Origin of the sequence: Winslowiella arboricola (assembly GCF_025527015.1) — a bacterium.
GTDB classification, from domain to species: domain Bacteria; phylum Pseudomonadota; class Gammaproteobacteria; order Enterobacterales; family Enterobacteriaceae; genus Erwinia; species Erwinia arboricola.
In genome coordinates this window covers 39,336-51,796 of sequence record NZ_JAODIM010000031.1, presented here as the reverse complement: position 1 = coordinate 51,796, position 12,461 = coordinate 39,336, and the positions used below count along the sequence as shown (strand labels likewise).

Below are 12,461 nucleotides of genomic sequence, written 5' to 3'. Positions count from 1 at the left end.
CAGGTTTTGCTGAGTTATTAATCGTGCGGTGCTGGTTTTTTTAATTTATTCATGGAACAGAAATGAAAACCTATTATCGCCTTGTTACGTTGACGTTAATCAGCTGCGCAGTGCTCAGCGGTTGCGCCACCGAATCTTCACGCACCATCGAAGCGCCTCAGGTTACCGCCGCCAGTCAGCCGGTATATCAGGGGGTAAAAAGCCCGATTGCCGTGGGGAAATTTGATAATCGCTCCGCTTATATGAATGGCATCTTCTCTGATGGTGTCGATCATCTCGGCAACCAGTCAAAAACCATTCTGATCACCCATCTGCAGCAGACCGGGCGTTTTAACGTACTGGATCGCGCGAACCTCGACGAACTGAAAGCGGAAGCCGGCTACAAGCGCAGCGTGCAGTCAATCAAAGGCGCCGATTATGTGGTGACTGGCGATATCACTGAGTTTGGCCGTAAAGAAGTTGGCGACCAGCAGCTATGGGGCATTCTGGGTCGCGGTAAAACGCAGGTCGCTTATGCGAAGGTCAATCTGAATATTGTCGACGTCGCCACCTCTGAAGTCGTGTATTCAGTGCAGGGCGCCGGTGAGTATGCACTCTCTAATCGCGAAGTGATTGGTTTTGGCGGCACTGCCAGTTATGACTCCACGCTTAATGGCAAAGTGATGGATCTGGCGGTTCGCGAAGCGGTGAATCATCTGGTCAGCGGAATTGAATCCGGCGCCTGGCGTGCGGTTAAATAATAAACGGAGAATAATATGCGCGTTCTGAAAACTACCCTGACAGCGGCTACCGCTTTGCTGTTAACCGCCTGTGCTGAAAAAAGCGCAAATATCTATTACTGGGGCGAATATCAGCCGTCGTTATATAGCTATTACAAACATAGCGCGGCGCCGGAAAAAGAGATTGCGACGCTGAATGCGGTTATTCAGCAGGCGAATGCCAAAAATAAACCGGTTGCTCCAGGACTGCGTGCCCAGCTCGGTCTGTTATATGTCAATACCGGTCATCCTGATCTGGCCTTCAGCCAGTTTAGCGCGGAGAAAGCCGCTTTTCCTGAGTCTTCTCACTATATGGATTTCCTGATGCGTAATAAGCAGGGAGCAAAATAATGAAAAAAATATTTACCCTCGTCGCCGTGCTGGCCGCCATCACCCTGACCGGCTGTGCGAAAAAAACGCCGTACGATTATTCTGCTTTCCGCGCCAGTAAACCGGCTTCGATTCTGGTGCTGCCTGCGGAAAATCACTCTACGGATATCAATGCGGCGCACAGTTTCGCCTCGCTGGTGACACAGCCGCTGGCCGAGTCGGGCTACTATGTGTTCCCGGTGGCGGTGGTGGAAGAGACTTTTCAGCAGAATGGTTTAACCAACGCCACCGATATTCGCAGCGTCAGTGCAGAAAAACTGCGCAGCATCTTTAACGCCGATGCGGCGCTGTATATCGATATCACCGATTACGGCACCAAATATATTGTTATCGACAGCGTAACGCGGGTGAGCGCAACGGCCAGACTGGTCGATCTGCGCAGCGGTAAGCAGATCTGGAGTGGCCTGGCCACCGCGACGAATAACGAGCAAAATAATGGTAATCAGGGACTGGTGGGGATGCTGGTCAGTGCGGCGGTAAAACAGATTGCCAATAATGTTGGTGATGGCGCGCATGATGTTGCGGTTGTCACCAGCAATCGCTTACTGACTGCCAATACTAATGGCGGCATTCTTGCCGGGCCGCGCGCAAAAGCCGCGAAAATCTGATATCACGGGCGCCATTGCGGCGCCCCCAGGGTTTCAGGCCGTCGGTGACTCCAGCTTGCTATAACCTAAGCCATTCACTTTGCGCACTTTAATCTGCACCGGAATGCGCTCTTTCATCGCTTCGACATGGCTGATGACGCCAATGGTTTTGCCGCTGGCATTCAGCGCATCAAGGGCATCGAGCGCGGTATCAAGGGTTTCGGCATCCAGCGTGCCGAAGCCTTCATCCAGGAACAGCGATTCGATACGGGTTTTATCACTGACCAGATCGGAGAGCGCCAGCGCCAGCGCCAGACTGACGAGGAAACTTTCGCCGCCGGAGAGCGTGCGGGTATCACGCTGGGCATCGGCCTGCCAGGTGTCAATCACCTGCAACTCCAGCTCTTCCTGCGATTTACGCTCTAACAGATAACGACCATGCAGACGAGCCAGCTGATTATTGGCCAGCCATACCAGATGGTCGAGCGTCAGACCCTGAGCAAATTTCCGGAATTTATCGCCCTTAGCAGAACCAATCATCTCATTCAGCCATGCCCAGTCCGCCAGCTGCTGTTCACCGTCGGCAATCTGCTGCAATAGTCCTTGCTGCTGCTGACGCCGCTGCTGATCGCTGGTTAACTGCTGACGCGCCTGGCCCTGCTGCTGCGCATTGTCGCGAATTTGCAGGCGCAAGCCCTCTATCTCTTCCGCGAGCTGTGGCGGCGACAGCTTCATACTCTGCGCGGTTTCACTCTCTTTCTGGCGTAATTGCAGTGCCGAGAGCTGGCTAATTAGTGAGTTATGCTGTCCGGTCAGGGTATTTATCTGGTTCTGTGCCGTCAGCCAGCGTTGTTGTACTGCGGCGCACTGCGCATCGGCCTGTTCCGCTTGCTGTTGCAGCTGCTGGCGTACCGCGGCGATCTGCCGATCGCCAAACAGTTGCTGGCGCTGCTGTTGCTGTTCCGCCAGTTGCTGGCGGGCAGTGTTAAGCTCAGTTTCACTGCGACGCAATTGCTGTTCGCGTTCTGCCAGTTCGCTGCCTGCGCTCTCCTGACGACTTTGTAATGCCGCCAGTTTAGGGCCAAGTTCAGTAAGCGCTTGCTCACTCTGTTGCCACTGTTGCCACTGTGCCTGACGTTCAGCTAACCAGTGCCCGGTCTGTTGCTGAGCGGGCAGGGTGAAGTGATAAGTCGCCAGCTGAGCGCTGAGTTGATCACGTAATTGCTGCGTCTGTTCGGAATCAGCTTGTTGCTGTTTTTGCTGCTCCGCCAGATGCTGCTGTGCGTAAGCGAGTTGCTGGCGCGCCAGTTGCAATGACTGTTGCAATTTTTGCAGCGCCTGCTGTTTTTCATGCAGATTTTCTCTGACCTGCTGGCAGTGGCGAGCGCTCTGATCCCGCTGCTGCAACGCCTGCTGCTGTACGCTCTCCTGCTGTTCCTGTTGCGCCAGCCATTCGCTTAGCGCGGTATTGTCCTGCGGCCCGATGCTTAGCGCCAGCGGCTGACAAAGTGCCTGCCAGCGTTGCAGCAGCTGTTCGATATCAGCCTGTAACTGCTGCTGCTCTTGTTGCTGCTTTTCCCGCTGTTGTTTACTCAGCCGCACCTGCTCGCCTTTAGCGCTGCCTTGTTCCGAAAGTTGTTGCAGCTCGTTTTCCAGCTGTTGCAGACGCTGCTGACTGACTGAAAGCTCAATCGCCTGATATTCGGCAATCGCCGGATGCTGGCGGGAGCCACACAGCGGGCAGGGCTGGTCGGGTTGCAGCGTGGCGCGGTGCTGCGCCAGGTCGGTGATCTGTTTCTCCAGATCGCAACGGGCTTTTAAATCGAGATGATGCTGTTTTTTCTCTTTATAGCCATTGCGCAGCACGGTCAGCTGTTGCTCATCATGCTCCAGTTGCTGCGTCAGCGTCTGGATTGCCAGCTGCACTTTGTGTTGTTGCTGATATTGCTGTACCAGCTGCAAAGATATCTGCGCCAGCTGTTGGCGCTGCGGACGCTGCTGTTGCAGTTGCGCTAAGGATGCACGCAGCGCCGCCTCGGGCTGCTGCTGTTGCAGGCTATCCAGCGCCTGCTGCGCCTGGGTCAGCTGCTGCTGTGCTGCATCGGTTTGTTTCTGCAATGGCGCAAGTTGTTGCTCCTGCTGCACAACCGACTGATTTTGCGTGTTGATGCTCTCCAGCTGTTGCTGCTCACGCTCTCGCTGCGAAGTTAGTGCTTGCTCGCTTTTTTGTAACGCAGCCAGACGATCGCCCCACTGCAACAGCGATGGCCCCCAGTCGGCGACCTGGGCATGCTGCTGACGCCATTGCTGATGCTGCTGGCGCTGCTGTTCCAGCGTATGTATTTCCCGCTGCTGCTGTTGCCGGTTTTGCTGTTTTTGTTGACAGGCAACTTGCTGTTCAGTAAGGGTTTTACTGAAATCCTGACACTGCTTATCCAGCGCGGCGATGCGCAAATCCAGCGGCAATACCTGATCGTTAATCAGCGTTTCCTGCTGCTGGCGCTGCTCATTCAGCTGCTTACGCGCATTTTCCGCCTGTTGCTGCTGTTCGCTCAGGCTGTGCAGCTGGGTGCTGGCCTGTTGTTGCTGCATTTCCACGTCGGTAAGCTGTTGCTGCAGCGCACTAATATCCTGTTGCAGCTTATGCTGTTGCTGGTACGCATTAAGTGATTGAGTGAGCACTTGTTCCTGCGCAATCAGCTGTTCCAGCTGCTGTTGCAGTGTCTGGCGCGTCTCTTCATCCAGCAGCGCCATGCCGGAAGCCTGCGCGCGTAAATTATCCAGCGTGATACGGGTGCTTTTATAGCGTTCAAAGACTTCTACCGACAGGCGGCCATAAATATCGGTGCCGGTCAGCTCTTCAAGCAACTCCGCGCGCTCACTGGCTTTGGCATTAAGGAAGGCGGCGAACTGGCCCTGCGACAACATCATCGATTTAGTAAAACGATTAAAATCGAGGCCGGTCAGGGTTTCGGTGATTTTCAGCTTGTCGTTCACTTTATCGGCGACAATGCGGTTGTCGTCGCAGCGCGCCAGCTCGACGCGTGGCGCCTGCAGGTTGCCGTCAACCGCCCCGCGTGCGCGGTTCTGACTCCAGAATGCGCGCCAGGCGACGCCCTTTACCTCAAACTCCACTTCCGCCAGGCATTCCGCGGTATCGCGGGTAATCAGATCGTTCTGCGACTGGGTGATACCGCCGAGACGCGAGGTCTGATGATAGAGCGCCAGACAGATAGCATCGAGCAGGGTCGTTTTGCCCGCGCCAGTCGGCCCGGTAATCGCAAACAGGCCATTGCTGGCGAAGGGCTCGGCGGTGAAGTCAATTTTCCACTCGCCTTTCAGTGAGTTGAGGTTTTTAAAGCGCAGGGTCAGAATTTTCATGGCTGTACCTCATTGCGCACCGCATCAAGCGTAATGGCAAACAGCTGTTGCGCCCGCTGCAGTCGTTCGGGGTCGCTGCTCTCTTCCTGCGCCAGCCGTCGGTTGAAGACTTCTTCGACGCTCAGTTCGCTCAGGGTTTCGTTGTTCTGCCGGGCGATAACCTTGTCACGCTGTTCCCTGCTGCGCCGTAACAGCACCACTTCCACCGGCAGATCGGCAGTCAGCTCCTGAATGCGTCGCTGAATATCGTTAAGGTAATCTGCGGTGACAATTTCAATATCCAGCCAGACAGGGCTGCTGGCATCGGTAAACTGCTTCAGCTGTTGTTCAATTTCCGCCAGCGAGCCTTTAATCATGCTCATCGGCTGAAACAGCGGGATCTCCAGCGCCTCTACCCGCAGCCGTTGCTGGCCGGCAAACTCCACCAGAAACACGCTTTTCGCCTTGCCGGTTTCATCAAAACTGAGCGGGATTGGTGAACCGCTGTAGCGGATATGCTCGCTGTCGGCGATGCGCTGGGCGCGGTGAATATGTCCGAGGGCAATATAGTCAGCGGGCGGAAACGCCTGCGCCGGAAAAGCCTCCAGCGTACCAATATAGATATCGCGCACCGCGTCGCTTTTGGTTACGCCCATAGTGGTCAGATGGCCGGTGGCGATAATCGGCAGCGGCAGGTCCAGCTCTTCGCGCTGCTGCACTGCATGCTGATAGCAGCGCTGATAGTGTTCACTAATCGCTTCCAGCAGACTTTGCTGCTTCTCACGACCCGATTGTCCGGCCTGGCTGCGCAGAATATCGCGCGGACGTAGAAACGGAATGGCGCAAAGCAATGCGCCGGGTTGGCCCTGACGGTTATTAAGCAGCAGCACCTGATCGGCAATATTCTCGCTGGCGGCGGCAATCACCCGTGTGTTCAGGCAGGCCAGCAGATCGCGCGATTCATTCAGGGTCGCCACCGAATCATGGTTGCCGCCCAGCACCACCAGCTGGCAGCCGGTTTGCTGCAATTGCACAATAAAACGGTTATAGAGTTCACGCGCATAGCTCGGCGGCGAGCCGGTATCAAAGATATCGCCGGCGACAATCACCGCATCAATCTGCTGTTCTACTACCGTATGGATCAGCCAGTCGAGAAACGCCTGATGTTCCGGTGCACGGCTTTTGGTGTAGAAGAACTGGCCGAGGTGCCAGTCGGCGGTGTGGATAATGCGCATAAATCTCCCTGTATACCCGTCATACTTCGAGCTGCAGGTGCGTTGGCCGCTCCCGCTTACCCTGGTCACATAGTTGTCTATGCTCCCAGGTTAAGCGGGCTTACCGCCTTCCTGCAACTCGAATTATTTAGGGTATAAAACGGTAACGTGAAAGGCCGATTATAAACAGAGTGAAAAAAATCGGCTGCGCTAATGCTGAGTCAGCGGTCAAAAAACTGTGACAAAGGCAATTTTGACCCGTGCATTTTTCATAAATCTGTCATAAAACTGACGCATAATGACGCCGCGAATCCCAGTGACAAATCGGTCACATCAGCAGGAGCAATAATGGCTAAGCGCATTCTGGTAGTCGAAGATGAAGCCCCAATCCGTGAGATGTTGTGTTTCGTCCTTGAGCAAAATGACTATCAACCGATAGAGGCGGAAGATTATGACAGTGCGGTGAATTTACTTATCGAACCCTGGCCAGATCTGATCCTTCTTGACTGGATGTTACCTGGTGGCAGCGGTATTCAATTTATTAAACATCTGAAGCGCGAAGCGATGACGCGCGATATTCCGGTTATGATGCTGACGGCGCGCGGCGAAGAAGAAGATCGGGTGCGTGGGCTGGAAGTGGGCGCCGATGATTACATTACCAAACCGTTTTCGCCGAAAGAGTTAGTGGCGCGGATTAAAGCAGTGATGCGCCGTATTTCGCCGATGGCGGTGGAAGAGGTGATTGAGATGCAGGGGTTAAGCCTTGATCCCTCCTCGCACCGGGTGATGGCCGAAACCACGCCGCTGGATATGGGGCCAACCGAGTATAAATTACTGCATTTCTTTATGACGCATCCCGAGCGTGTTTACAGCCGCGAGCAGCTGCTGAACCATGTCTGGGGCACCAATGTGTATGTTGAAGATCGCACTGTCGATGTGCATATTCGCCGTTTACGTAAAGCACTGGAAGTCACCGGCCACGATCGAATGGTTCAAACGGTGCGCGGAACGGGTTATCGTTTCTCCGCTCGTTTTTGATCGGAGTCTGAACCGTGCTGGAACGCCTCTCCTGGAAGAGATTACTGCTGGAGCTGTTGCTGGCCTGTCTGCCAGCACTGATACTGGGTCTGCTGTTCGGCTATTTGCCGTGGTGGCTGTTAGTATCCGTGCTGGGGATGCTGGGCTGGCATTTCTATAATCTGCTGCGTTTATCACACTGGTTGTGGGTTGACCGCACCATGACGCCGCCCGCCGGGCGAGCCAGCTGGGAACCGCTGTTTTACGGCCTGTATCAGATGCAGCTGCGTAACCGTCGACGACGACGCGAGCTGGGTAATTTGATCAAGCGTTTTCGTAGTGGGGCGGAGTCCCTGCCGGATGCGGTGGTGCTGACCACTGAAGAGGGCAATATTTTCTGGTGTAACGGCTTAGCGCAACAACATTTAGGGCTGCGCTGGCCGGAGGATAATGGCCAGAATATCCTTAACCTGCTGCGCTATCCCGAGTTTTCCCGCTATCTGCGCCAGCGCGACTTTGCCCGCCCACTAACCCTGGTACTGAATAATCATCGTCATTTAGAGTTTCGCGTGATGCCTTACAGCGAAGGGCAGTGGCTGCTGGTGGCGCGTGATGTTACACAGAAGCATCAGCTGGAAGGCGCGCGGCGTAACTTCTTTGCCAACGTCAGCCATGAGTTGCGTACGCCACTGACGGTGCTACAGGGTTATCTGGAGATGATGAACGACGCGGTGCTGGAAGGCCCGTCGCGCACCAAAGCACTGCAAACCATGCAGGAGCAGACGCGACGCATGGACAGCCTGGTGAAACAGCTGCTGACGCTGTCGCGCATTGAAGCGGCGCCAGCCATCGATTTGCAGGAGAAAGTGGATGTGCCGATGATGCTGCGTCTGCTGCAACGCGAAGCGGAAACCCTCAGCAATGGTCGTCAGGAGATCCATTTCCATACCGACCCGCATCTGCAGGTGTATGGCAACGACGATCAGCTGCGCAGCGCGATTTCCAACCTGGTGTATAACGCAATTAACCATACGCCGTCCGGCACCCGCATCGATATCAGCTGGTTGCGCGATAAAAGCGGCGCACACTTTGCGGTGAAAGATAACGGCCCCGGCATTACTGCGGAACATATTCCGCGGCTTACCGAGCGTTTTTATCGCGTGGATAAAGCGCGCTCGCGCAATACCGGCGGCAGTGGTCTGGGGCTGGCGATCGTCAAGCATGCGTTAAGCCACCACAATTCGCGGCTGGATATTACCAGCGTACCGGATATTCAGACCTGCTTTAGCTTTACGCTGGCGCCGAGGTTGATTGTTCAGGTGGAATTACCGGAGAATGCTACGCGTTGACCATTAACAGGCGCAAAGCATGAAACAACTGATTCTGATGGCGCTACTGCTGCTGTCAGCCACGGCATCGGCCAAAGAGGGGATGCTGGCGGGGAATCTCACCAGCGTCGGATCCGATACCCTCGGCAACCTGATGGCGCTGTGGGGCGAGAACTTTAATCGTCAGTATCCCGGCGTCAATGTGCAGATCCAGGCAGCCGGTTCTTCTACTGCGCCCACCGCGCTGGCCGCTGGTGCTGCGCAACTGGGGGCGATGAGCCGTCCGATGCAGGCCGGGGAACGTCAGTTGTTTGCCGATAAATACGGTTATGCGCCGCTGGCGGTGCCGGTAGCGATGGATGCGCTAGTGGTGGTGGTCAATCAGGATAATCCGCTGACCACGGTCGACAGTCAGCAGCTTGATGCGCTGTTTTCGGTGACACGCCGTTGCGGCGCGACCTCGGTGCCGGAAAACTGGGGCGACCTGCAGCTAAAATCGCCTGAGTGGCAGCAGCGTGCATTGCAACGTTTTGGCCGTAACTCTGCCTCGGGCACCTGGGGTTTCTTTAAGCAACAGGCGCTGTGTGGCGGCGATTTTCGTCGTGATGTCAGTGAATACCCCGGCTCAGCGGCGGTAGTGCAGGCGGTGGCCACCACGTTAAATGGGATTGGTTACGCCAGTATCGGTTTTCATATCAGCGGGGTAAAAACCCTTGCGATATCTCGTGCTGGCGCGGCGGCGGTGATCCCCAGCATCGAAAATATTCGTAACGGCAGTTATCCCTGGAGCCGACCGCTGTATATCTATGTCAACAAACCTCCCGGTAAACCGCTGGAACCCCTTACGCGCGCTTTCCTGTTGCAGGCAATTTCGCCGCAGGGGCAGGCACTGGTAAAACGAGCAGGCTATTTACCGCTTTCCGATCAGCAACTGCGTCAGGCGCAGGCGTTAATTGAATGATTTATACTCTCTAAAATCATTCAGGCCGTTGTTATCATAGGGTAAGATAACGAATCGATTTGCAGGCGACTTACAGGGAAAGAGTGTCACGCGCCATCGAAAAACTGCCCGGATTCAGCCGGGCTGGTGAAGGTTACTTAGTTGGATTTTTCACTATTTCTTGCCTTATCTCGTCAATCGTATCCCGCCTTATCTACCATTTCGACCCGTATGGCGCTCGGGTTTTCCTCAATGCCCACCGATACGGTTATATTGGGATCCTTGCCGGTCCAGCAATCTCCGCTGGTATTGCATATTTCTCCTTTTTTATACCCGTTTTTTTCAAGATAGGTGTCAATTTTGCTGGTATCTGTTGTGCCGGAAAAACTCGCCTGATAAATCAGTGCGGGGTTGGGGCCAGACACATTGCTGTAATGGAAGCTGTAGATGTTGCTAACGCGAGGCATATTTTTCAGCAATTCCGGAGTATAAAAATCATACTTCCGCTTATCCTGTTCCGTGTAATCAGCACCGTCCGCGAATTCCATCTTGAAATATTGCAAGCCATAGAAAAGACCAATTACGCATACCACCAGAACGGCCAGTGTAATTTTTAGTGACTTTTTCATGCCCGTGGTTCTCCCCTGGCAAAATAGATAAAGCCGCGATTAGGGTCAACAATACCCACATCCTCAGATGTCCACCTGTTATAAGGAGTGACGGTTCTCATGAAGTTTGGTAATTGCCCAAAGTGTGGTCTGCCGTTGGGGGAATGATCCGGGTCAGGGAATAGCAGCGGTTTGAAAGTTTCATTTTTCCACGAACCTATTTTTCCGTAATGATCCCACCGTTTCAAAGCCTTTTCTTTGCTTAACGGTTTCAGATAGCTGAACACGTTATTCATACACGTCATAACCCGATAAAAGCCGAGCAGGTCCGATACCAGATCTTCAGCGCTGAATCCGCTATCTGTAGCCCAGTTGAAAGGGAAAGAGCTCTGAAGCCCCTCAAATCTTCGGGCTACTGTAATCATCATGGCAAGAGCAATACTTTGCTTTTGATGATATGACAGGCCTTTTTTGAGACGCCAGGTGATTGATTTTCCCACCGTCAGGCGACGTTTAAGGCCAACCATCGATTGTTTATATGTAACATCATAAGTTGACCTGCTTTGGGATTCACCACGCAGCATTTGCGCCCACAAATTGCGGATGTCAGTACCCTGCGCATGTCCGAGATCCACCCAGCCCAATACTTCCGTATATATCAATCCGTATATACTTCTTTGTGCCAGGTTGCCATCAATAATTTCGCTTCTTGTACTCATCCTTTTTCCCCTTCCATTGGGTAGTGGTCATCAGGTATTGGACCGAGATTTTCCGTTAACTCCATAAACAACAACGCTATTTTAACACGCATTAGCATTCATTTTTATGTGGTCAGTCATAACTACGGCAAGAAAAGCTACATACTCAATCTTGGTGTGATCATGAATTTTCTTCATCACCCGTGAAATTTCCTCTATTGCGCCTGAAGAATGCTCATGTCACTCTTGATTCAGACATATAGACATCCAGAAGTCTAAGAATAACCAAGAGAAACTATTTCACAGGTAAATTATGTGCCGCGCGCATAAGCCAGGAGTTAATGAACATGCAAAGATCCACCGCGCCATTCCGTGCCGATACCGTCGGCAGTTTCCTGCGTCCACAAGCGATTAAACAGGCGCGCGAGCAGTTTGCCGCCGGTGAGATTGACGCCACTGCGCTGCGTCGCATCGAAGACGAAGCGATTCGTGATGTGGTGACTCATCAGCGCGCCTGCGGTTTACAGGTGGTCACTGACGGTGAGTTTCGCCGTGCGTGGTGGCACTTTGACTTTTTCGACGGCCTGCAAGGGGTTGAGCGTTATGAGTCAGAGCAGGGCATTCAGTTTAATGGCGTGCAGACTAAAGCGCACAGCATCCGTGTTGTCAGCAAACTGGGTTTTGGCGATCATCCGATGCTGGCTGACTTCCGTTATTTGCAAGGCGTCAGTGGTGATGCCGTCGCCAAAATGACGATTCCAAGCCCGAGCGTGCTGCACTTCCGTGGCGGTCGTAAAGCGATTGATGCCACGGTTTATCCTGAACTGGACGCCTATTTTGACGATCTGGCGCAGACGTATCGCGATGCGATCAAAGCCTTTTACGATGCTGGTTGCCGCTATCTGCAACTGGATGACACCGTCTGGGCTTACCTCTGCTCTGACGATCAGAAACGTCAGATCCGTGAACGCGGTGAAGATCCGCAGCAGCTGGCGCGCACTTACGCTCGGGTGCTGAATCAGGCAATCGAGGGTAAACCAGACGATTTGACCATTGGTCTGCATGTCTGCCGCGGTAACTTCCGTTCTACCTGGATCTCGGAAGGCGGTTACGAGCCGGTGGCGGAAATTCTGTTTGGCTCAGTCAATGTGGATGCTTTCTTCCTCGAATATGATAACGAGCGCTCGGGTGGCTTTGAGCCGCTGCGCTTTATCAAGCCGGGCAATCAGCAGGTCGTGCTGGGACTGATCACCACGAAAAATGGCGAGCTGGAGGATCCGGAAACCGTGAAGCTGCGGATTGCTGAAGCAGCGAAATTTGTTGATCGCAGCCAGATCTGCCTGAGTCCGCAGTGTGGCTTTGCTTCTACCGAAGAGGGCAACAGCCTGACGGAAGAGCAGCAGTGGGCAAAACTGCGTCTGGTAGTCGATATCGCTAAAAGCGTCTGGTAACTGGCGTAAACTTGTGCAGACAGGCGCGGAATTCCGCGCCTTTTGTGCATTAAAATCCGATAAATGACCAATTTAACCCCGAGCTGTGCAGAAAAAATACAAATCATGTA

The 12,461-nt window shown here is 53.8% G+C and carries 11 protein-coding genes; 7 read left to right on the top strand and 4 right to left on the bottom strand.

Annotated features, from left to right (window positions below; genetic code table 11):
• Positions 1-62: 62 nt before the first annotated feature.
• Genes N5923_RS01320 through N5923_RS01310 form a run of 3 tightly spaced genes read left to right on the top strand, consistent with a single transcriptional unit; the run spans position 63 to position 1,756 of the window.
• On the top strand, positions 63-740 hold the full coding sequence (locus N5923_RS01320) for a CsgG/HfaB family protein (RefSeq protein ID WP_267141471.1): 678 nt from the start codon (positions 63-65) through the stop codon (positions 738-740).
• A gap of 15 nt (positions 741-755) precedes the next feature.
• Complete coding sequence (locus tag N5923_RS01315) at positions 756-1,109, top strand: DUF4810 domain-containing protein (protein ID WP_267141470.1); 354 nt, start codon at positions 756-758, stop codon at positions 1,107-1,109.
• Entirely contained in the window at positions 1,109-1,756 is a 648-nt protein-coding gene (locus N5923_RS01310) for a DUF799 domain-containing protein (protein WP_267141469.1), read from the top strand. The genes N5923_RS01315 and N5923_RS01310 overlap by 1 nt, the downstream gene beginning before the upstream one ends.
• A gap of 33 nt (positions 1,757-1,789) precedes the next feature.
• Here the strand turns inward: N5923_RS01310 and N5923_RS01305 are convergent, their stop codons facing one another.
• On the bottom strand, positions 1,790-5,116 hold the full coding sequence (locus N5923_RS01305; protein ID WP_267141468.1) for an AAA family ATPase: 3,327 nt from the start codon (positions 5,114-5,116) through the stop codon (positions 1,790-1,792).
• Positions 5,113-6,330, bottom strand: a complete 1,218-nt coding sequence (sbcD, locus tag N5923_RS01300; protein WP_267141467.1) for an exonuclease subunit SbcD — start codon at positions 6,328-6,330, stop codon at positions 5,113-5,115. The genes N5923_RS01305 and sbcD overlap by 4 nt, the downstream gene beginning before the upstream one ends.
• Before the next feature lie 327 nt (positions 6,331-6,657).
• On the opposite strand from sbcD, the gene phoB reads away from it, so the two are divergent.
• Genes phoB through N5923_RS01285 form a run of 3 tightly spaced genes read left to right on the top strand, consistent with a single transcriptional unit; the run spans position 6,658 to position 9,615 of the window.
• Positions 6,658-7,347 carry a phosphate response regulator transcription factor PhoB gene (gene phoB / locus N5923_RS01295; protein WP_017800898.1) on the top strand — a complete coding sequence of 230 codons (690 nt, stop codon included), beginning with the start codon at positions 6,658-6,660 and terminating at the stop codon, positions 7,345-7,347.
• Positions 7,348-7,361: 14 nt separating this feature from the next.
• Positions 7,362-8,675: a phosphate regulon sensor histidine kinase PhoR gene (gene phoR, locus N5923_RS01290; RefSeq protein ID WP_267141466.1), complete on the top strand. Its 1,314-nt coding sequence runs from the start codon at positions 7,362-7,364 to the stop codon at positions 8,673-8,675.
• 19 nt (positions 8,676-8,694) lie between these two features.
• Positions 8,695-9,615, top strand: coding sequence for a PstS family phosphate ABC transporter substrate-binding protein (locus N5923_RS01285; RefSeq protein ID WP_267141465.1), 921 nt, complete (start codon positions 8,695-8,697; stop codon positions 9,613-9,615).
• 173 nt (positions 9,616-9,788) lie between these two features.
• Here N5923_RS01285 and N5923_RS01280 read toward each other — a convergent pair whose 3' ends face one another.
• Together N5923_RS01280 and N5923_RS01275 are read right to left on the bottom strand one after the other, a co-directional pair.
• Entirely contained in the window at positions 9,789-10,223 is a 435-nt protein-coding gene (locus tag N5923_RS01280) for a hypothetical protein (RefSeq protein WP_267141464.1), read from the bottom strand.
• Complete coding sequence (locus N5923_RS01275) at positions 10,220-10,921, bottom strand: hypothetical protein (protein WP_267141463.1); 702 nt, start codon at positions 10,919-10,921, stop codon at positions 10,220-10,222. The genes N5923_RS01280 and N5923_RS01275 overlap by 4 nt, the downstream gene beginning before the upstream one ends.
• Before the next feature lie 326 nt (positions 10,922-11,247).
• On the opposite strand from N5923_RS01275, the gene N5923_RS01270 reads away from it, so the two are divergent.
• Positions 11,248-12,351, top strand: coding sequence for a cobalamin-independent methionine synthase II family protein (locus N5923_RS01270; protein WP_267141462.1), 1,104 nt, complete (start codon positions 11,248-11,250; stop codon positions 12,349-12,351).
• The last annotated feature ends 110 nt before the right edge of the window (positions 12,352-12,461 follow it).